At 71.9% G+C, this 19,410-nt stretch carries 20 protein-coding genes and 1 tRNA gene; 4 read left to right on the forward strand and 17 right to left on the reverse strand.

The annotated features are described in order from the left end of the window. Window positions 1-6: 6 nt before the first annotated feature. Window positions 7-1,242 (forward strand): PucR family transcriptional regulator, encoded by a 1,236-nt coding sequence (locus tag ASC64_RS12560; RefSeq protein WP_200937696.1) that lies wholly within the window; start codon window positions 7-9, stop codon window positions 1,240-1,242. Window positions 1,243-1,748: 506 nt separating this feature from the next. On the opposite strand, the gene ASC64_RS12565 is transcribed toward ASC64_RS12560, so the two are convergent. From ASC64_RS12565 to ASC64_RS12625, 13 genes are all read right to left on the reverse strand, one after another. Further along, window positions 1,749-1,822 (reverse strand) — tRNA-Pro (locus ASC64_RS12565). 89 nt (window positions 1,823-1,911) lie between these two features. Beyond that, a complete protein-coding gene (gene der, locus ASC64_RS12570) occupies window positions 1,912-3,276 on the reverse strand; it encodes a ribosome biogenesis GTPase Der (protein WP_056907832.1) in 1,365 nt (454 codons plus the stop codon). A 7-nt stretch (window positions 3,277-3,283) separates the two neighbouring features. Then, window positions 3,284-4,042, reverse strand: coding sequence for a lysophospholipid acyltransferase family protein (locus ASC64_RS12575; RefSeq protein WP_082550415.1), 759 nt, complete (start codon window positions 4,040-4,042; stop codon window positions 3,284-3,286). Continuing rightward, entirely contained in the window at window positions 4,039-4,749 is a 711-nt protein-coding gene (cmk, locus tag ASC64_RS22510) for a (d)CMP kinase (protein WP_056907833.1), read from the reverse strand. The genes ASC64_RS12575 and cmk overlap by 4 nt, the downstream gene beginning before the upstream one ends. An 11-nt stretch (window positions 4,750-4,760) precedes the next feature. Further along, window positions 4,761-5,858 (reverse strand): prephenate dehydrogenase, encoded by a 1,098-nt coding sequence (locus ASC64_RS12585; protein ID WP_056907834.1) that lies wholly within the window; start codon window positions 5,856-5,858, stop codon window positions 4,761-4,763. Continuing rightward, a complete protein-coding gene (gene aroH, locus ASC64_RS12590) occupies window positions 5,851-6,228 on the reverse strand; it encodes a chorismate mutase (RefSeq protein ID WP_056907835.1) in 378 nt (125 codons plus the stop codon). The genes ASC64_RS12585 and aroH overlap by 8 nt, the downstream gene beginning before the upstream one ends. Before the next feature lie 68 nt (window positions 6,229-6,296). Beyond that, entirely contained in the window at window positions 6,297-6,698 is a 402-nt protein-coding gene (locus tag ASC64_RS12595) for a VOC family protein (protein ID WP_056907836.1), read from the reverse strand. 44 nt (window positions 6,699-6,742) lie between these two features. Then, window positions 6,743-7,570, reverse strand: a complete 828-nt coding sequence (locus ASC64_RS12600) for a helix-turn-helix domain-containing protein (protein WP_056907837.1) — start codon at window positions 7,568-7,570, stop codon at window positions 6,743-6,745. Window positions 7,571-7,603: 33 nt separating this feature from the next. Next, window positions 7,604-8,407, reverse strand: a complete 804-nt coding sequence (locus tag ASC64_RS12605) for a pseudouridine synthase (protein ID WP_056907838.1) — start codon at window positions 8,405-8,407, stop codon at window positions 7,604-7,606. Next, window positions 8,404-9,180 carry an SMC-Scp complex subunit ScpB gene (gene scpB / locus ASC64_RS12610; protein WP_082550417.1) on the reverse strand — a complete coding sequence of 259 codons (777 nt, stop codon included), beginning with the start codon at window positions 9,178-9,180 and terminating at the stop codon, window positions 8,404-8,406. The genes ASC64_RS12605 and scpB overlap by 4 nt, the downstream gene beginning before the upstream one ends. Then, on the reverse strand, window positions 9,177-10,109 hold the full coding sequence (locus ASC64_RS12615; RefSeq protein WP_056907839.1) for a segregation and condensation protein A: 933 nt from the start codon (window positions 10,107-10,109) through the stop codon (window positions 9,177-9,179). The genes scpB and ASC64_RS12615 overlap by 4 nt, the downstream gene beginning before the upstream one ends. Further along, complete coding sequence (locus tag ASC64_RS12620; RefSeq protein ID WP_235563720.1) at window positions 10,106-10,459, reverse strand: hypothetical protein; 354 nt, start codon at window positions 10,457-10,459, stop codon at window positions 10,106-10,108. Before ASC64_RS12620 ends, ASC64_RS12615 begins: the two co-directional genes overlap by 4 nt. Beyond that, window positions 10,444-11,259 carry a ParA family protein gene (locus tag ASC64_RS12625; RefSeq protein WP_235563731.1) on the reverse strand — a complete coding sequence of 272 codons (816 nt, stop codon included), beginning with the start codon at window positions 11,257-11,259 and terminating at the stop codon, window positions 10,444-10,446. Before ASC64_RS12625 ends, ASC64_RS12620 begins: the two co-directional genes overlap by 16 nt. Window positions 11,260-11,832: 573 nt before the next feature. Between ASC64_RS12625 and ASC64_RS22360 the strand changes: the two genes are divergently transcribed. Next, window positions 11,833-12,366 (forward strand): GtrA family protein, encoded by a 534-nt coding sequence (locus tag ASC64_RS22360; RefSeq protein ID WP_162245803.1) that lies wholly within the window; start codon window positions 11,833-11,835, stop codon window positions 12,364-12,366. Here ASC64_RS22360 and ASC64_RS12640 read toward each other — a convergent pair. The 4 genes from ASC64_RS12640 to ASC64_RS12655 are packed head-to-tail and all read right to left on the reverse strand — an operon-like array spanning window position 12,352 to window position 17,423. Then, on the reverse strand, window positions 12,352-12,774 hold the full coding sequence (locus ASC64_RS12640; RefSeq protein ID WP_082550418.1) for a DUF4186 domain-containing protein: 423 nt from the start codon (window positions 12,772-12,774) through the stop codon (window positions 12,352-12,354). The two genes, ASC64_RS22360 and ASC64_RS12640, sit on opposite strands and share 15 nt — an antisense overlap. Window positions 12,775-12,819: 45 nt before the next feature. After that, window positions 12,820-14,247 (reverse strand): GntP family permease, encoded by a 1,428-nt coding sequence (locus tag ASC64_RS12645; RefSeq protein WP_056907844.1) that lies wholly within the window; start codon window positions 14,245-14,247, stop codon window positions 12,820-12,822. Next, window positions 14,247-14,783 carry a gluconokinase gene (locus ASC64_RS12650; protein WP_056907845.1) on the reverse strand — a complete coding sequence of 179 codons (537 nt, stop codon included), beginning with the start codon at window positions 14,781-14,783 and terminating at the stop codon, window positions 14,247-14,249. The genes ASC64_RS12645 and ASC64_RS12650 overlap by 1 nt, the downstream gene beginning before the upstream one ends. Before the next feature lie 21 nt (window positions 14,784-14,804). Continuing rightward, window positions 14,805-17,423: a DEAD/DEAH box helicase gene (locus tag ASC64_RS12655; RefSeq protein ID WP_056907846.1), complete on the reverse strand. Its 2,619-nt coding sequence runs from the start codon at window positions 17,421-17,423 to the stop codon at window positions 14,805-14,807. Between the two features lie 122 nt (window positions 17,424-17,545). Here ASC64_RS12655 and ASC64_RS12660 point away from each other — a divergent pair, with 122 nt between their 5' ends. Next, window positions 17,546-18,586 carry an ATP-binding cassette domain-containing protein gene (locus ASC64_RS12660; RefSeq protein WP_056907938.1) on the forward strand — a complete coding sequence of 347 codons (1,041 nt, stop codon included), beginning with the start codon at window positions 17,546-17,548 and terminating at the stop codon, window positions 18,584-18,586. After that, the gene (locus ASC64_RS12665; RefSeq protein ID WP_056907847.1) at window positions 18,583-19,410 is read left to right on the forward strand and encodes an ABC transporter permease; all 828 of its coding nucleotides are present in this window, start codon (window positions 18,583-18,585) and stop codon (window positions 19,408-19,410) included. The genes ASC64_RS12660 and ASC64_RS12665 overlap by 4 nt, the downstream gene beginning before the upstream one ends.

Genomic DNA, 19,410 nt, shown 5'->3' on the forward strand with positions numbered 1-19,410 from the left:
GGGACCGTGTCCACGCCCGACGGGCTCCCTCCCAGCTGCAACGCTGCACGACTGTCTGACGACGGCTGGCTCGCGAGGGCTTCGGCCTCGGCGAGCCGCGACGCCGGCGGCGTCCCCGTCGCGCTGCTGGGTGACTACCTTCCGATGCTTGCCAACGCCGCTACCTCCGGTCAGAGGCCCACCCGCGCAGGCATCGCGGCAGTGCGAAACCAAGGACGGGCAGCTGCGGAGCAAGGCGTCTCGGTGGGCCAGGGAGTCGATCTCTATCTTTCGGCCGCCCGCCGCGTGTGGGACGACCTCCCAGCATCGATCCGAGAACGCGACCGCGGCGCCGTGCGGTCGGCGACCGAAGCAGTTCTCAGCGTCATGGACCAGGCCGTCGCCGCATTCGCCGAGGGTCATGCCGAAGTCGGACGCGAGCGCGTGCGCCAGGAGGAGACGCTGCGCCGTGAGCTCATCGACGACCTCCTGCGTGGCGACGCACACCTCAGCGACCTGGTCGAACGAGCCGAACCCTTCGGGCTGGACCTCACCCGCGCACACCAGGTCGCCCTCGCGCAACCCGAGAAGCACCTGTCGTCCATCGCTGCCGCCACCACGTCCCTCGAACGCGTCATCCTCGACCGCTTCGGTGACCGAGACGTCCTGGTCGCTATCAAGGAAGGCTGCGTCGTGGTCATCGCCCTGGCCGATGCGACCGGAGCCCCTGCGCCGGCCTCGGGAGGACTCGGCACCTCTGGCAACCTGGGAAAGATGCTGCATGGAGAGTTGAGCCGACTACGTCGCGGACGGCCGTGGCGGGTGGCGGTGGGACGAGCTCACCCCGGGGCCTACGGCATCGCGCGGTCGTACGAGGAGGCTCGGGAGGGGCTGACCATGGCCACGCGCATGAAGCTCGAGCGGTCGATCGTCGAAACCCGGGACCTGCTGACGTACCGCGTGCTAGCGCGAGACCAGTCCGCCCTGGTGGACCTCGTCGACTCGGTCCTCAGCCCCCTGCATCAGGCCCGCGGCGGTGCACAACCGTTGGTCGAGACGTTGGCGGCCTACTTCACGTGCGGGTGCGTGGCCACCACCACCGCCACCACCCTCCACCTTTCTGTACGAGCTGTGACGTACCGGTTGAACCGGATCAAGGCCCTCACCGGGTTCGACGCACTCGATCCCGAACATCGCTTCACCTTGCAGGCCGCGGTGCTGGGAGCCCAGCTGCTCGGCTGGTCCGATCAACAAACGCCATGACCGGCCAAGCGCCATGCCGCGAGAAGGCGCGGCTCCACAAGGATCGAGGAGAAGGCCCGCATGCGCATCCACAGTGAGTACGTCGCCACGGTCCTTGCCACGGTGGATGCGATACCGGAGCTCACGTCATGACCTACGGCGAGGAGGCCCGGGTGGTGGGAGGCCGTCGACTCGGATACCGCCGCCCAGGTTCTCGGACATTCATCGGCGGTGATCACCAAAGAGTTCTACATCGACAAGGACCGGTCGACGCCCGACGTGACGCACCTCCTGCAACGATTCGCCGGCGACGCCCTGACGGACCCATCACCTCAGTGACGTCGCGGCAACCCGGGTCCAACTGCCGCATCACGGCGAAGCGCGACTCGACCATGCCGCTTCGAACCTGGGCACAAACGGGGCATACCGCGATGATTTCCGTGCCATGAACGTGCCACAAGGGCTCCTGGTCCAAGGACGACGAAGCCCCTGACCCGCGTCTCCGCAGGTCAGGGGCTCCTCCTCGGTCGGGCTGACAGGATTTGAACCTGCGACCCCTTGACCCCCAGTCAAGTGCGCTACCAAGCTGCGCCACAGCCCGAGTGCTCCTCGGCACGAGGCCTCCGGAGCGAGTGGAACACTACCGCAGGCCCTCGGGAGTCACGGAATCGACCCGCCTCCCGGGGCCGATCAGCGCTTGCGCTTCTCCCGCGGCTTCTGGTTGATCACGATCGGGGTGCCGACGAAGCCGAACTCCTCACGCAGGCGACGCTCCACGAAACGCTCGTAGGACGCGTCGAGCTTGCCGCTCGTGAACAGCACGAACGTCGGCGGCGCGGTGGAGGGCTGCGTGGCGAAGAGGATCTTCGCCTGCTTGCCGCTGCGGACCGGGTGCGGGTGCTCGGCGACGAGGCGGCCGAGGAACGCGTTGAGCGCGCCCGTGCCGATGCGGGTCTCCCAGCCCTCGAGCGCCTTGTCGATGGCCGGCACGAGCCGGTCGACGTGCCAGCCGGTCCGCGCGGTGAAGTTGATGCGCGGCGCCCAGGTCAGCTGGACGAGGTCCCGCTCGATCTCGCGCTCGAGGTAGTAGCGGCGCTCCTCGTCGACGAGGTCCCACTTGTTGAAGGCGATCACCATCGCCCGGCCCGCGTCGCGGATGGTCTGGATGATGCGCATGTCCTGCTCGGACACCGTCTCGCTCGCGTCGAGCACCAGCACCGCCACCTCGGCGCGGTCGATGGCCGTCGAGGTGCGCAGGGAGGCGTAGTACTCGTGGCCCGAGGCCTGGTTGACACGCTTGCGAATGCCGGCGGTGTCGATGAAGCGCCAGGTGCGGTCGCCGAGCTGGATGAGCTCGTCGACGGGGTCGACCGTCGTGCCGGCGGCGTTGTCGACGACGACGCGGTCCTCCTTGGCGAGCATGTTGAGCAGCGAGGACTTGCCGACGTTGGGCTTGCCGACGATGGCGATGCGGCGGGGGCCGCCGACCTCCTCGAACGACTCGGCCGGCGTCTCCGGCAGCGCCGCGAGGATGGCGTCGAGCATGTCGCCGGACCCGCGACCGTGCAGCGCGGAGACGGCGAACGGCTCCCCCAGGCCGAGGTTCCACAGGCCGTAGGCCTCGGCCTCGGTGCGCTGGTCGTCGACCTTGTTGGCGGCGAGGACGACCGGCTTGCCCGACTTGCGCAGGATCCGTACGACGGCCTCGTCGGCGTCGGTGATGCCCACGGTCGCGTCGACGACGAACAGGACAGCGTCGGCGAGCGTGACCGCGACCTCGGCCTGGCCGGCGATCCGCTCGGCGAGCCCGCGGGCGTCGGGGTCCCAGCCACCGGTGTCCACGACGGTGAAGGCGCGGCCGTTCCAGTTGGCGTCGTAGGACACGCGGTCACGGGTCACGCCCGGGCGGTCCTCCACGACGGCCTCGCGACGTCCGATGATCCGGTTGACCAGCGTGGACTTGCCCACGTTGGGGCGGCCCACCACGGCCAGGACGGGGGTCGGGCCGGACGGCTCGTCGGAACCTGGCTCGACGACGGCGTCGTACTCAGTCATGGGGTGCTCACAGCTTCTGGGTGGGAGGAACGAGCCCGGTGTCGGGGTCGTCCTCGGATTGTCCCGCAGGAAGCGGTCCGGGCAAGGATCGTCGCGTCTGCGCGAGGGCGCCGTCCAGCTCGGACAGCATGTGCAACCGCAACAACACCGACGACTCCCGCACGTGTTCCCGCGTCCGCGGCCACGGCTGCTGTGTGATTCGCCACGGTGCGCCGAAGACCACGTCGATGCTGCCGCCACGCTCCGGCAGGGCGTTGCTCGAGCCACCGGCCGGGCGCGTGCCGATCATCGTGACGGGCACGACCGGGGCGCCCGTCACGAGGGCGAGGTAGGCGGCACCGTGGTGGAAGCGGCCGAGCCGGCCGTCGCCGCGCGTGCCCTCGGGGAAGATGCCGGCGACTCCCCCGTCGCGCACGACGCGCAGGCAGGACCGGATCGCGCCCGGGTCGGCGGCGTAGCGGTCGAGCGGGATCTGGCCTGCGGCCCGCAGGAACCCACCGAGCCGTCCCGCGAACATCTCCTGCTTGGTCAGGGCGTGGACCGGTCGTGGCGAGAAGACGGCCAGCAGCGGGCCGTCGATGACGCCGACGTGGTTGGCCGCCAGGATCACCCCACCGTGCGGGGGCACCCGGTCCTGGCCGTGCACGCGGACCGGCCACCGGCGTCGGACGAGCCGGGCGGCTGTCGGGCGGAGGCCGTGCAGCAGGCGCGTCGGCGGGTGCCGCTCCGCACTCCGCGGCAGCGCGAGGTGGTCGGCCGCGCTCACGCGTCCTCCCGGGCCCCCGGCTGGTCCTGCGCCCGGGTCGCGAGGTCGACGATGCGGTCGATGACCTCGGCCAGCGTGAGGTGGGTGCTGTCGACGTGCACGGCGCCCTCGGCCATGGTGAGGGGCGCGGTCGCGCGACCGGAGTCGATCCGGTCGCGCTCGAGCAGCGACTCCTGCGTGCTGGCCACGTCTCCCCCGCCCAGCTCCGCCGTGCGGCGCTCGGCACGCGCGTCCGGGTCGGCGCTCAGGTAGACCTTGACCTCGGCCTGCGGCCACACGACCGAGCCGATGTCGCGGCCCTCCACGACGATGCCGCCGTCGCCGATGACCGCGCGCTGGAGGTCGAGCAGGCGGGCACGGACCTCGGGCACCGCGCTGACCGGGCTCACCGCTGCAGTGACGTCTGCGCCGCGGATCTCCACGGAGACGTCGTGGCCGTCGACGGTGATCGTCGGCGCGGCCGGGTCGGTGCCCGACTCGATGCCGGGACGCCCGGCGACTGCGGCGACCGCCTCCCCGTCGCGTACGTCGACGCCCTCGCGCAGCAGCCACCAGGTCATCGCCCGGAACATCGCGCCGGTGTCGAGGTAGCGCAGGCCCAGGCGCTCGGCCACGCCGCGCGAGGTGCTCGACTTGCCGGAGCCGGACGTGCCGTCGACGGCGATGACGAGGGACTCGTGGCCAGGGGCGGTGTCGGCGTGGTTCACGGGCGAGAAGGTTACCGGTGGGTCGTCCACCCGCGGGATTCGAGAGCGGCCAGCAGCCGCTCGGCACTGTTCTCCTCGACCACCAGCTCGGTCAGACCCACCGGGCGGCCGGGGTCGTGGTCGATGTGGACGTCCTCGATGTTGACGCCCACCTCGCCCGCGTCGCCGAACAGGCGTGCGAGCTCGCCGGGGTGGTCGGGGACGGACACGAAGACCGACCGCGTCGGCCGTGCCGGTCCACCGTGCTTGCCGGGGATCGCGGCCGTGCCGTCGTTGCCCCGGACCAGGATCTCGACCAGGTCCGGGCCGGCGTCGGCGGCCACGGCCGTCATCAGGGCGTCGAGGTCGGCGCGCACCTCGGCGAGCAGGTCGAGGACAGCCTCGCTGTTGGCCTCCAGGATCTGCTGCCACAGCGCCGGGTCGCTCGCCGCGACGCGCGTCACGTCGCGCACGCCCTGACCCGACAGGGCGAGGTGCTCGGGCGGCGCCGAGGCCAGTCGCCCGGCGACCAGCACCGCGGCGAGGTGCGGCAGGTGCGACGTACGGGCGACGGCGCGGTCGTGCTCGTCGGGCGCCAGCCGCAGCGGCGTCGCGCCGCACTCCAGGACCAGCTGCTCCACGAGGGCGACGGCTCGCTCCGGCGCACCGGAATGGGGGGTGACCGCCCACGGCCGGCCGTCGAACAGCGCCGCGCTCGCCGCCAGCGGCCCGGAGCGCTCGCTGCCGGCCATCGGGTGCGAGCCGACGTAGCGGCCGAGGTCCGTCGCCGGCACCCGGGCTGCGACCGCCTCCAGCGGTGCCGCCTTCACGCTGCCGACGTCGGTGACCACCGCGTCCGAGCGCCCCAGCGCTGCCACGATCGCCTCCGGGATCGCCGCGGGCGGGACCGCCACCACCACGAGCTGTGGTCGGTCCGCCGGGGTCACGACCCGACCGGCGCCGAGGCCGGTGGCGGTGCGGATGTTCTCGTCGGAGGTGTCGCGCAGCACCACCTCCAGGCCGAGGCGGCGGCAGACCAGGGCGATCGACGTGCCGATCAGGCCGGCGCCGACGACCTCGACCGGCCCGATCAGGGCGGGCACCGCATCCCCGGGGCGGGGGTCAGTCATGGCTGGTCGTCCGCGACAGGTCCCGTCGCAGGTTGGCAGCGCCGTGGAGGTAGACGTGGGTGACCTCGGCGCGCGGCAGCTCCGTGTCGACGTGCGCCATCAGCCGCACCACGCGGGGCATCGACCCCTCGATCTCCAGCTCGCGCGCGCAGACCAGCGGCACGTCGGAGAAGCCGAGCTGCCGCGCCGCGTAGGCCGGGAACTCGCTGGTCAGGTCGCTCGTGGCGGTGAAGATGATCGAGATGAAGTCGTCGACCGCCAGGTCGTTGGCCGACATCACGTCGGTGACGAGCTCCGCGACCCGGTCGAGCATGTGCTCCCGGGTGTCCTCGTCGAGCTGCGTCGCTCCTCGTACTGCCCTCACTGCCACGGGAGAACCCTAGGCCAGCCGCCGCGCCCACCCGCGCCCCGTCTCGCGGGCCGACGGGCACCACCGCCTCAGGCCGGCTGGTAGCTCCCGAACGACCAGTGGTTGCCCTCCGGGTCGCTCACGCTGCCGCCGCGACCGCCGTAGTCCTGGTCGACCATCGGCCGCACCACCGTCGCGCCGGCTGCCACCGCGGCGTCGAAGACCGCGTCGGGGTCGGGGGTGACGAGGTACGCCGCTGCCGGACCCGTGCCGGCCAGCGCGCCGTCCGGGCGGTCCGAGCCGAACATGATCCCGCCGCCACCGGGCCACGCCCACTCGGCGTGCACGACCACCGACGGGTCCGCCTCGTCGCGGAGGGTGACGTGCTCGGCGAACCCGATCGCCCGCAGCCACGTGATCATCGTGTCGGCGTCCCGCACGGAGAACGTGTGCCACAAGGTGGTGCGGGAGACGTCGGTGGTGCCTGCCATGGGTGTTCCTCCTGGTCGTCGGCCGGCCGGTCCGGCCGTCGACCTCAGGGTCCCGCGCCCCGGTCACCGGTGGCTTGGACGATCGGGAACTCCCGGCGCACCCACTCGGTCGGGCTGCACCCCGCGAACCCGGTCCACTCCCGCGCGAGGTGCGCCTGGTCGGCGTACCCGCTCTCGGCGGCGACGCGTGCCACCGACACCTCGCCGTCGAGCACCGCGCGGCGCAGCCGGCCGTGCGCGCGGGAGAACCGCGCCAGGCGCTGGTAGGTCTTGGGGGTGAGGCCGACCTCGTCGCGCACCAGCGTGCTGAGCCGCCGTCGGCTGTAGCCCACGTCGCCGGCAGCCGCGGCCACAGGCACGCCCCGCGTCAGCAGCGCCATCGCGCGCGCGACCTCCGGCCGGGGCGGCGGGTGCTCGTGGCGTCTCAGCGACGCGAGGAGCGCGCCTTCCAGGGCGGCGAGGCGTCCGTCCCAGGTGGTCTCGGCGGCGAGCCGCTCGGCGAGGTCGGAGAGACCGGCGTCGACGTCGTCGAGGTGGAGCAGCTCCCCGGCCAGCGCGCTCGCCGGCACTCCCCACAGTGCTCGCGCTCCGGCGGGGGTGAGGCTGAGCTGGATGCCGCGCTGGCGGTCCCCGTGGTGCACCGCGGCGGCGGTGGTGTGCAGGCCCGAGACCGACGACCAGCCGACGGTCCGCGTGTCGGGCGCGCCGTCCCACGACACCTCGAGCGGCTCGTCGACCGGGAGGACGAACGTCAGGGCCGTGGACGGCATCCCGATGTGCACGCCGGGGCCGCCGAACGTGACGTCGTAGACCACGATCGAGCACACGAACGGCGTCAGCGCGGGATGCACGGCGGCCAGCCCCTCACCCATGCCCCCACGCTAGCCGTGGGCTCCGACCTCGGGTCAGAGCTCCGCGGTGTCCATCAGCTCGCCCAGCTCGGCGACGGTCAGCTCGCGCATCTCCCCTGCCCGCAGCCGTGCGAGGGTCAGCGGACCGATCGCGGTGCGGGTCAGGCGGCGCACGGGGTGGCCGACGTGGTCGAGCAGCCGGCGCACGATGCGGTTGCGACCCTCGTGGATCGTGAGCTCGACGATGGACCGGTTGCTGCCCTCGCGGCGCGGGTCACCGCCCAGCACGCGGGCGCGGCTGACGGTCACCGGGCCGTCGTCCAGGCTGACCCCGGCGAGCAGCTCGCGGATCGTGCGGACGTGCACCTCGCCCTCCACCTCGGCGACGTAGGTCTTGTCGACCTCGTGCGAGGGGTGCGCGAGGCGCTGGGCGAAGTCACCGTCGTTGGTGAGGATGATCAGGCCCTCGGTGTCGGTGTCGAGGCGCCCGACGTGGAAGAGCCGCTCCGGACGGTCCGCGACGAGGTCGCCGAGCGTGCGCCGCCCCTCGGGGTCGCTCATCGTCGAGACCACCCCGCGCGGCTTGTTGAGCACCAGGTAGACCTTGTCGCTGATCGGCGGCAGGCGCTTGCCCTCGACCCTGATCACTGCGGTGCGGGGGTCGACCTTCGTGCCGAGGCGGGTGACCACCTCACCGTCGACCTCGACGAGGCCGTCGAGCATCAGCTCCTCGCACTTGCGCCGGCTGGCGACGCCCGACTGGGCGAGGAGCTTCTGCAGGCGGATCAGGCCGTCCTCATCGGTGTCGGGACGCTGGGAGGCGGGCTGGTCGTTGTCGGGGGCGTCGTGCGGCTTCATGTGATCTCGGTCCCGCCGTCGGGCTCGGTGCCCGACCCGCTGTGCGGGGAGGCGTGGGCGGGCGTGGGTTCGGGGGCCTGCTCAGGCGTCGGCTCCGCTGCGGGCTCGGGGGTCGGCTCGGCGGGGGCGTCGAGGCCGGCGACGCTGGCCAGCTCGTCCTCCAGGTCGTCCATGTCGGGGAGGTACGGCGCCAGCTCGGGCAGCTCGTCGATCGAGGTGATCCCGATCCGCTCGAGGAAGTACGACGTCGTCCGGTAGAGGTTCGCGCCGCTGTGCTCGTCCTGGCCGGCCTCCTCGACGAGGCCGCGGGTGAGCAGCGTGCGCATGACGCCGTCGACGTTCACGCCGCGGATCGCCGACACACGCGCCCGCGAGACGGGCTGCTTGTAGGCGACCACGGACAGCGTCTCGAGCGCCGCCTGGGTGAGCCGGGCCTGCTGGCCGTCGAGCACGAAGGACTCCACCACCGCGGCGAACTCCGGCCGCGAGTAGAAGCGCCAGCCCCCCGCGACGGCGCGCAGGTCGAAGCCGCGGCCCTGCTCGGCGTACTCCGCGGCGAGCGACTCGAGCGCCGCGGTGACGTCGGCGACGGGATGGCCGACCACCGACGCGAGCCGCACCTGGTCGAGCGGCTCGTCGCAGACCATCAAGATGGCCTCCAGCGCCGGGCGCAGCTCGGCGACGGCCACCGCCAGGGTGTCGACGTCGTCGCCCTCGGTCGTCGCCGTGCCGGCCTCGACCGGCTGCTCCGCCGGCTCGGGCTGCTCGCTCACTCGTCCTCCTGGGGCTCGTCCGCCCGGTCCGCACCTGCGTCGGCGGGTGTCGCGTCGCTGTCACCATCATCGTCGGACGGCGGGGCGCCGTCGAATTCGTCGTGGATGTCCACGTCGCCGTCCTCGGCGCCCGTCCAGCGCACGGTCAGCTCACCGAGCGGCGTGACCTGGTCGAAGGAGACGGCCCCCTCGCGGAACAGCTCGAGGAGCGAGAGGAACCGCGCCACCGTCGTGAGCCGGTCGGGCGAGTCGCCGCACAGCGCTCGGAACGTCATGGTGCCGCTGCGCCGCAGCCGGTCCACCACCACCTGTCCCTGCTCGCGGACGCTGACCTTGGCCGCGTGGATGTGCTGGAGCGAGACCTCGAGCACCGGCTTGGGCTCCATCGCCCGTGCCGCGAGCTGCGCGAACTGCTCGAGGCCGATGCCGATCAGCACCTCGGGCAGCAGCGTGGCGAAGCGCTCCTCCAGGCCCACCGCCCGCGGGTGGCGTCGCGACTCCGAGGCCAGCCGCTCCTCGAACACCGAGGCGACCAACTTGAAGGCGCGGTACTGCATGAGCCGGGCGAACAGCAGGTCACGCGCCTCCAGCAGCGCGAGGTCCTCCTCGTCCTCCACGTCCCCCTGCGGCAGCAGCCGGGCGGCCTTCAGGTCGAGCAACGTGGCCGCGACGACGAGGAACGACGTGGTCGCCTCGAGGTCCCATGCACCACCCAGCTTCTTCACGTGGGCGATGAACTCGTCGGTGACCTGCGAGAGGGCGACCTCGGTGATGTCGAGCTTGTGCTTGGCGATCAGGCCGAGGAGCAGGTCGAAAGGACCCTCGAAGTTGTCCAGGCGTACGGCGAACGCCGGCGCCTCGCTGCCGGGCTCGAGGGCGGCTCCTGCCCCGGGGCCGGGGTCTGTGCCGGACGGGTGGGTGGCGCTCACTCGTCCAGCAGCCGCTGGACCAGGGGGCTGTCGGCGCCCTGTGCCTCGAGGTCGGCGAGCACCAGGGCGAGGGCCTCCCGCACGAGGCGTCCGCGATCGACCGCCAGCCCGTGCTCGCGCCGCAGCATCAACCGCGCGTGCTCGATGTCGAGCAGCTCGTCGGCGGTGACGTAGACGGTCATCTTCTCGTCGTGCCGGATGCGCCCGCTCGGCTTCTTCGGAGCCGGCTCCGCGTCGTCGGCGACCGCGCGCACCCGGCGCGGGCGCTGCTCGGGGGCGGGCTCGGCGGCGCTGTCGGACGTCGGCCGGAACAGGTCGTCCGCGGCCGGCATGCTCACTCGGCGGGCCACCGGGTGAGCACCTCCCTCGCCAGCTGGCGGTAGTGGTCGGCACCCGACGAGGACGAGGCGTAGGACGTGATGGGCTCGCCCGCGACGGTGGCGTCGGAGAACTTCACCGTGCGGCGGATGACGGTGTGGAACACCGTGTCCCCCCACGCCGAGACCAGCCGCTCCATGACCTCGCGGCTGTGCAGCGTGCGGCCGTCGAACATCGTGCCGAGCACCCCGTCGATCTCGAGCTTGGGGTTGAGCCGCTCGCGCACCTTGTCGATGGTCGTCTTGAGGAGTGCCACACCGCGGAGCGCGAAGTACTCGCACTCCAGGGGCACGATCACGCCGTCGGAGGCGGTCAGCGCGTTGACGGTCAGCAGGCCGAGCGAGGGCTGGCAGTCGATGAGGATGACGTCGTACTGCTCGAGCGCCGGGGCGAGCACCCGCTGCAGCGTCTGCTCGCGCGCCACCTCGTGCACGAGCTGCACCTCGGCGGCCGAGAGGTCGATGTTGGAGGGCAGCAGGTCCATGCCCGGGATGCCGGACGGGACGACGACCTCGTCGAGCGTGGTCTCGCGGTCCATCAGCAGGTTGTAGATGCTCAGGTCCATCTCGTGGGGGTTGAGCCCGAGACCGACCGAGAGCGAGCCCTGGGGGTCGAAGTCGACCAGCAGCACCTTGCGACCGACCTCTGCCAGCGACGCACCGAGGTTGATCGTGGTGGTGGTCTTGCCGACGCCGCCCTTCTGGTTGCACATCGAGACCACCCGCGCGGCACCGTGCCGGGTGACCGGGCGGGGCTCGGGGAACACCGGCATCGGGCGACCCGTCGGACCGAGCGGGGCCTCGGTCGTGGTCGCGGGCACGACGTCGAGGGTCTCCTCCACGATCGGTCGCTCGAACGGGATCGGCTGGGTCACGGTGTGCTCGTCTCGGGGGGAAGGCTGGCTCGACGATGGAGATGGGGCGTGCGAAGGGGCCGGCGGGACCGGTGGTCGGACCATGGGCGGCATCTCGGGGGCACTGCTCCCGGAGCTTCCCGGACCTGGGAGTCCCGCACCACTCATGTCTGCTCCTTCTCGCGTCGACTGGCTTCGATTGCATCACGCCGAGCGCCTCGATCTTTGTCGACACGTCGACAGTTCCGAGAACGACTTCGCGCGACTCTAGGACTGCCGCACGGGCACCACCAACACCGACCGCCAGTCCCACAGACGCCCATCGGAATCTGTGCACGCCGCCCCGCTCGCGTGCACAGGCGAGCCGGTCCTGTGCACAACCCTGTGCAGGCGCCGACGGGCCGGGACGGTCCGTCCCGCGCGCACGGCCCTGACATCGACCGCCCGCCTCTGCCGACGGCCGCGCCCCTCGGGCAGGATGTCCGCCATGCCGTGTCCAGAGCGCCCGCACCGCCGCCCGAGTGCTCGGTCCCGGCGCGGGTGGGCGCTGAGGTCGTGACCGGCGCGTGGGCGCGCTGGCGGCCGGTCGTCGTGCAGCTCGTCGTCTTCGCCAGCGTGGGCGCTGCCCTCAACGTGCTCTACGGGCTGCTCTACGTCGTCCTCCGCGAGCAGCTCAGCGCGCAGCCGGCGAATGCTCTCGCGCTCATCCTGTCGACGATCGCCGGCACGTTCGGGCATCGCTACGTCACCTTCGGGGTCCGTGGCACGGAGCGGACGGTGCAGCACCAGGTGCTCGGGCTCGCCCTCCTGGGCTTCAGCCTGGCCGTGACGGCAGGCTCCCTGTGGCTGCTCGACGCACTTGTCGACCAGCCCTCACGCCTGCAGGAGGTGGTGGTCCTGGTCGCGGCAAACCTCGGCACGGGGCTGGTGCGGTTCTTCATGTTCCGGGTGGCGATGGTCGGCCGTCGCCACCACCGCACGACTGCTGACGACCGCACCACCGCGCCGCCGTCACGGTCGGCGTGAGCGGGTGCTCCCCACGTCCCGACCTTCGACGGGAGCCGCCAGCTCGCGGTCGATCCAGCGCCCGATCACCTCGACGACGTAGGACCGCTCGTCGCGGTCGAGCCGATGCCCCTTCGCGATGTCGTGCCACGTCTCCAGGCAGCTCCGGCAGCAGGTGGCCGTGGCGTGCTGGGCGACGAACACCGGGTGGTTGCGGTACGGCGTCTGCCGACCGTCGTTGCGCGGCTCGGCCGGCGCCAGCCGCTCTGCGATGATCTCCGCGGCGTGGGCCCGCATCGTCCGCGGGCCGCGGAGCTCGGCCGTGGCCCGCTCGCGCCCGCGCAGGTGGAAGCGACGCCCGAAGGGCCGCGCGCTCGCGCGGTCGATCCGGTCGTCGATCCGGTCGAAGATCTCGGCGGGGTCGGGCACGGTCCCAGACTAGGCACGGCACCGTGGCCGTCGACGTGCCCGGGCCTAGACGACCAGGTTGAGCAGCAGCACGAAGACCAGGCCCACGACCGAGATGGCGGTCTCCATGACCGACCACGACCGGATGGTCTGGCCGATCGTCAGCCCGAAGTACTCCTTCACCAGCCAGAAGCCCGCGTCGTTGACGTGGCTGAAGAACACCGAGCCGCACCCGATCGCAAGCACCAGCAGCGCGAGCTCCGGGGAGTCCAGGCTGGACGCCACCCCGCTCACGATGCCACTGGCCGTGATCGTGGCGACCGTCGCCGAGCCCGTGGCCAGGCGCACGCCGACGGCGACGAGCCAGCCGAGCACGAGCGTGGAGATGCCGGAGCCCTCGGCCCAGTTCCCGATCACGTCGCCGACCCCCGCGTCGACCAGCATGGCCTTGAAGCCGCCGCCGGCCGCGACGATCAGCAGGATCGAGGCGATGCCGGGCAGCCCGGAGCCCAGCGAGGCCTCGACCTGCTTGCGGTTCATGCCGGTGCGGAAGCCGAGGAACCACATCGAGACGAGGACGGCCGCGAGCAGCGCGACCGACGGGGTCCCGATGAAGTCGAGGGTCTGGCGGGTGGTGCTCTCCGCGTCGTCGATCGTCAGCTCGGCGACCGCGCGGATGAGCATGAGCACCACGGGCAGGGTGATGCACAGCACCGCGGCGCCGAAGCCCGGACGGCGGGTGACGCCCTCGGCGAGGGGCGTACGCGCCTCGTGCTCCGCCGCGTCGCGCGCCTCCGCAGCGTCCGTGGCGTCCAGCGCCACCCCTGCGCTTCCGCCGCCCGCGACCGCGGGGACGTGGACCGGCACCCACTGCTCGATCAGCCGGGCGAGGAGGGGGCCACAGACGACGAGCGTGGGGATCGCGACCACGAGACCGAACAGCAGCGTCAGTCCGAGGTCGGCACCCAGGTTGTCGATCGCGACCAGCGGACCGGGGTGCGGCGGCACGAGCCCGTGCAGCACCGACAGGCCGGCGAGCGCCGGGATGCCGACGCGCATCACCGGGACGTCCATCTTGCGGGCGACCAGGATGACCACCGGGACGAGCAGGACCACGCCCACCTCGAAGAAGAGCGGCAGGCCGAGGATCGCGGCGATCAGTCCCATCGCCCACGGGAGGCCCGCCTTGCCGACCCGCCCGATGATGGTGTCGACGATCGTGTCGCTGCCCCCTGAGTCGGCCAGGATCTTGCCGACCATCGCGCCGAGGGCGATGAGCAGCCCCACCGACCCCACGGTGCCTCCGAAGCCGACCGTGAAGCTGTTGACGATGTCCAGGGGTGCCACGCCGGCGACGCCACCCATGACGGCGGCGCCGAGGATGAGCGCGAGGAACGGGTGGAGCTTCGCCCAGACGATCAGCACCACCACCGTGGCGATGCCGAGCAGGGCGGCGATGACGAGCTGGGTGTCGCCGGCGTCGGTGAGTTCCATCAGGTGCTCCGTTCGGTGGGCGACAGGTCGAGCGCGGCCACGGCCCTCGCCAGGACGTCGGGCACCGAGCCCTCGACGGACACGGTGACACCGGGCTCGTCGGGCGCGAGCGGCTCGAGCGTGTCGTACTGGCTCTGCAGCAGTGACGAGGGCATGAAGTGGCCCTTGCGGTGGCCGAGCCGGTCACCGACGAGGCCCTCGTCGGCGGCGAGGTGGCAGAACTCCACCTCGGGGCGGCCCTCGCGCAGCAGGTCGCGGTAGGACCGGCGCAGCGCCGAGCAGGTGATGACGGCCGAGCGGCCGTGGGCGATCTCCTCGCTCATCCAGTCACCGATGGTCCGCAGCCAGGGCCAGCGGTCGTCGTCGGTGAGCGGAAGCCCCTCCCGCATCTTCTCCACGTTGGCCTGCGGGTGGAACGCGTCGCCCTCGGCGAAGGTCCACCCCGTGAGCGTGGAGAGCCCCTTTGCGATCGTGGTCTTGCCGACGCCGGAGACGCCCATCACCACCACGTGCCTGACCCGAGCCTCGGACACCATGGCGGGCACGTTACCGAGGGATCAGAGTCGGCGCACCACCCGCGTCGCCAGCACCAGCTCGCCGGACTCGTCGGTCGCGTCGCAGTCGACCACCGCGTCGATGACCCAGTCGTGGTCGCCGGCGGGGTCGTGGAGGGTCTGGCGTACGTCGCGGACGCGCGCCGTCGTGTCCTCGTCGGCGCCCACCGGCTCGCCCGTGCGCTCCTCCCCCACGTCGAGCAGGTCGGGGCCACGGGCGTCGCCGTCGGTGAGCACGGTGTCGTGCTCGGCGAAGTAGTCCTCGAGTGCCGTGTCCCACACCGACCGCCCGACGACGACCTCCCGGGGCGGGTCCGTGCGGTCGGCGGCCGACCGCTCGAGTCGTACGAGCGTGTCGAGGTCGTCGCGGGCGAAGGCCTCGACCCGCGCCCACATCGCGTTGCGCACCATCACGCGGAACGGCCGGTCCTGGCGCGACAGCGGACGCGGCGGCGGGGGCGGCTCGTGGTGCGCCACCGCGGACGAGGCGTGGTCGGGGTCCGAGAGCGCCTCCCACTCGTCGAGCAGCGAGGAGTCGGTCTGGCGGACCGTCTCCCCCAGCCACTCGATGACGTCCTCGACCTCCGGCGCGCGGTGCGCCTCCGGGACGGTCTGGCGCAGCGTGCGGTAGGCGTCGGTGAGGTAGCGGAGCACGAGCCCCTCGGATCGGGCGAGCTGGTAGCGGCCGACGAAGTCGGTGAAGCCCATCCCGTGCTCCCACATCTCCCGGACGATCGACTTCGGGCCGAGCGCGTCCTCGCGCAGCCAGGGGTGGGTCTGCCGGTAGGTCTCGTAGAGTGCCTCGAGGAGCTCGCGCAACGGCTGCGGCCAGGTGATCTCCTCGAGCAGCGCCATCCGCTCGTCGTACTCGATGCCGTCGGCCTTCATCTCACCGATGGCCTCGCCCCGGGCCGCGTGCTGCTGGGCCATCAGGATCTGGCGCGGCGCCTCGAGGACCGCCTCGACGACGGAGACGACGTCGAGGCCGTAGGTCTCCGACTCCGGGTCGAGCACGTCGAAGGCGGCCAGCGCGAAGTGCGCGAGCGGCTGGTTGATCGCGAAGTCCTCGGGCAGGTCGACGGCCAGCACGTAGCGGCGTCCGAAGCGGTCGACCTCCGGGAGCCGGGTCACGATGCCGGTGCGCACCAGGGAGCGGCCCAGCCGCAGGGCCCTGCGAGCCAGGCGCAGCTGCCCGCGCCGGTCCTCGTGGTTGTCGGTGACCAGCCGGTTCATCACCGCGAACGCGTCCTCCTCGCGGGAGACCACGTTGACGAGCATCGCGTTGTCGACCTTCATCCGGCTCGTCAACCGCTCGGGCACCCCGGCGACCAGCTTGTCGAAGGTCTGCTCGGTCCACACGACCGTGCCCTCGGGCGGCTTCTTCAGCTGCACCTTCGACTTCTTCTTGCCCGCAGCCACCCGGGCAGCGATCTTCGCCTTGGCGAGCTCGTTGTCGATCACGTGCTCCGGAGCCTGTACGACGACGTAGCCGGCCGTGTCGTAGCCCGCCCGGCCCGCGCGCCCGGCGATCTGCAGGAACTCCCGCGTCCGGAGCACCCGCTGCTTGGTGCCGTCGAACTTGGCGAGCCCGGTGAAGAGCACGGTGCGGATCGGCACGTTGATGCCGACGCCCAGGGTGTCGGTGCCGCAGATCACGCGCAGCAGCCCGGCCTGGGCCAGCGTCTCCACGAGCCGGCGATACTTCGGCAGCATCCCCGCGTGGTGGACGCCGATCCCGTTGCGGACCAGGCGCGAGAGCGTCTTGCCGAAGCCCGCACCGAACCGGAACGCCCCGATCCGGTCGGCGATCGCGTCCTTGTCGACCTTGAGCCCGCCGCCGGCGGAGACCAGCCGCGACTTCAACAGGTTGCTGGCGTGCTCCACCGCGGCGGCCTGCGTGAAGTGGACGACGTAGACCGGGTCCTGACCGGTCGTGACGAGCTCCTCGAGGGTGTCGTCGAGCGGCTCGGTCGACCAGCGGAAGCTGAGCGGGACCGGCCGCTCCGCGTCGTCCACGACCGCGGTGTCGCGCCCGGTCCGGCGCTTGAGGTCCTCGACGAGGAAGGACACGTCGCCCAGCGTCGCCGACATCAGGACGAACTGCGCATCGACCAGCTCGAGGAGGGGGACCTGCCAGGCCCAGCCGCGGTCGTGCTCGCCGTAGAAGTGGAACTCATCCATCACCACGAGACCCACGTCGGCGGCGCGACCCTCTCGCAGCGCGATGTTGGCCAGCACCTCGGCCGTGCAGCAGATGATCGGGGCATCGGGGTTCACGGCCGCGTCGCCGGTGAGCATCCCGACGTTGTCGGCGCCGAAGACCTCGATCAGCGCGAAGAACTTCTCGCTCACCAGCGCCTTGATCGGCGCGGTGTAGAAGCTGACCTCGTCGCGGGCCAGCGCGGCGAGGTGCGCGCCGATGGCGACCATCGACTTCCCGGAGCCCGTCGGCGTCGCCAGGATGACGTGGTTGCCACCGAGCAGCTCGATGACCGCCTCGTCCTGGTGCGGGTAGAGCTCGAGCCCCTGGTCGGCGACCCACGTGGTGAAGGCGTCGTACACCGCGTCGGGGTCGGCGCCGGTGGGCACGCGGGTGTCGAGGCGTGCGACGTGGTCCGGCATGGGGCCGATCCAACCATCCGCGGTTTCGCGACGGGCGCGGGGCGCCCTCCTCAACCCCAGGGTTTCGTCGGTGAAGGCGCCGCGCAACCGCGGTGAAACCGGTGGCGGCCACGCTGGCCGGCATGACCACAGACAACCACCCCCGACCGGGAGCCGGGCGGGACCTGGCCGTCCGGGCGACCGGGCTCGTCAAGCAGTTCGGCGACCAGCGCGCCGTGGACGGCATCGACCTCGAGGTGCACCGCGGCGAGGTCTTCGGCGTCCTCGGCCCCAACGGTGCCGGCAAGACGACGATGCTCCGGATGCTCGCCACGCTGCTGCACATCGACGGCGGCCGGGCCGAGATCTTCGGCCACGACGTCGCCGCCGAGCCGCATGCCGTACGACGCCTGCTCGGCGTCACCGGGCAGTACGCCTCGGTGGACGAGAACCTCACCGCGACCGAGAACCTCTGGCTCTTCGCCCGGCTCCAGGGCATGCCCCGCACCGAGGCGCGGACCCGCGGCGCGGAGCTGCTCGAGCAGTTCGACCTCACCGAGGCCGCCACCAAGCCGATCTCGGCGTTCTCCGGCGGCATGCGCCGCAGGCTCGACCTGGCCGCCAGCCTGCTCACCCGCCCACCGCTGATCTTCCTCGACGAGCCGACCACCGGGCTGGACCCGCGCACCCGCGGTCAGATGTGGGAGACCATCCGCGACCTGGTGCGGTCCGGCTGCACGGTCCTGCTCACCACGCAGTACCTCGACGAGGCCGACCAGCTCGCTGACCGGATCGCCGTGATCGACCGCGGCGTCAAGGTGGCGGAGGGCACCGCCGACCAGCTGAAGTCCTCGGTCGGCCAGTCGACCCTCCAGCTGCAGGTCGCCGACCCGGCCGACCTGGACGCCGTCGCCGAGGAGGTCCGCCGGCTGATCGGCGAGGACGCCGTGCCCTCCCCCGAGGCCCGCCGGGTCAACGTGCCGCTGACCCGCACCGACCAAGCGGTCGACGTGCTGGTCGCACTGCGCGACCGCGGCGTCGCCATCGAGTCGGTCACGGTCCAGAAGCCCTCCCTCGACGAGGTCTTCCTGGCGCTGACGGGCCACGACACCCACGACCACACGGCGGCCGACGCCGACACCGACACCGACGACTCGCCCGAGCTGATGGAGGCCTCCCGATGACTGCGCTGACCACGGGCCTGACCGTGACCGACCCGGCGGACGTCGTCATCCCGCCGCGGGTGAGCCTCGCCGACACCCTCAGCCAGACCCTCACCCTCGCCTGGCGGGCGACGATGAAGATGCGACGCAGCATGGAGGTGATGTTCGACGTCACCATCCAGCCGTTGATCTTCACGGGAATGTTCGCCTACATCTTCGGCGGCGCGATCTCCGGTGACGTCGGCAGCTACCTGCCGCTCATCATCCCGGGCCTGATCGGTCAGACCGTGCTCACCGCGTGCGTGGCGACGGGCGTGCAGCTGCGCACCGACATGGACACCGGCGTCTTCGACCGCTTCAAGGTGCTGCCGATCGCACGGATCGCCCCACTCGCCGGGCCGATGGTGGCCGACCTGCTGCGCTACTTCATCGCCTCGGGACTCACCTTCGCCGTCGGCATCGCCATCGGCTACCGGCCGGGCGGCGGCGTCCTCGGCGTAGCAGGCGCGATCCTGCTGGCGATGCTCGCCGGCTGGTCGCTGGCCTGGATCTTCACGCTGTTCGGAATCGTCGGGCGCAACGCCCAGGCGGTGCAGGGCATCTCGCTGCTGGTCATGTTCCCGCTCACGTTCCTGTCCAACGCCTTCGTGCCCACCGACACGATGCCCGGCCCGCTGCGGGCCTTCGCCGAGGTCAACCCGGTGTCGCTGGTGATCACCGCGATCCGCGACCTGGCCAACGACGGCGCCCTCACCGGCAACGTCGGCTGGGCACTGCTGGGCTGCGCGGTCGTGATCGCGATCTTCGCGCCCCTGTCCGTGCGGGCCTTCAACCGCAAGATGTGA

It is taken from the genome of Nocardioides sp. Root122, assembly GCF_001425025.1.
In the GTDB taxonomy this organism is placed as follows: domain Bacteria; phylum Actinomycetota; class Actinomycetes; order Propionibacteriales; family Nocardioidaceae; genus Nocardioides.

Coding starts and splice junctions, on each gene's coding strand:
- der (WP_056907832.1), bottom strand. CDS start 3,276: ATGACTGAGTACGACGCCGTCGTCGAGCCAGGTTCCGACGAGCCGTCC.
- ASC64_RS12585 (WP_056907834.1), bottom strand. CDS start 5,858: ATGACTGACCCCCGCCCCGGGGATGCGGTGCCCGCCCTGATCGGGCCG.
- ASC64_RS12595 (WP_056907836.1), bottom strand. CDS start 6,698: ATGGCAGGCACCACCGACGTCTCCCGCACCACCTTGTGGCACACGTTC.
- ASC64_RS12600 (WP_056907837.1), bottom strand. CDS start 7,570: ATGGGTGAGGGGCTGGCCGCCGTGCATCCCGCGCTGACGCCGTTCGTG.
- ASC64_RS12605 (WP_056907838.1), bottom strand. CDS start 8,407: ATGAAGCCGCACGACGCCCCCGACAACGACCAGCCCGCCTCCCAGCGT.
- ASC64_RS12625 (WP_235563731.1), bottom strand. CDS start 11,259: ATGCCGGTGTTCCCCGAGCCCCGCCCGGTCACCCGGCACGGTGCCGCG.
- ASC64_RS12645 (WP_056907844.1), bottom strand. CDS start 14,247: ATGGAACTCACCGACGCCGGCGACACCCAGCTCGTCATCGCCGCCCTG.
- ASC64_RS12650 (WP_056907845.1), bottom strand. CDS start 14,783: ATGGTGTCCGAGGCTCGGGTCAGGCACGTGGTGGTGATGGGCGTCTCC.
- ASC64_RS12655 (WP_056907846.1), bottom strand. CDS start 17,423: ATGCCGGACCACGTCGCACGCCTCGACACCCGCGTGCCCACCGGCGCC.
- ASC64_RS12660 (WP_056907938.1), top strand. CDS start 17,546: ATGACCACAGACAACCACCCCCGACCGGGAGCCGGGCGGGACCTGGCC.
- ASC64_RS12665 (WP_056907847.1), top strand. CDS start 18,583: ATGACTGCGCTGACCACGGGCCTGACCGTGACCGACCCGGCGGACGTC.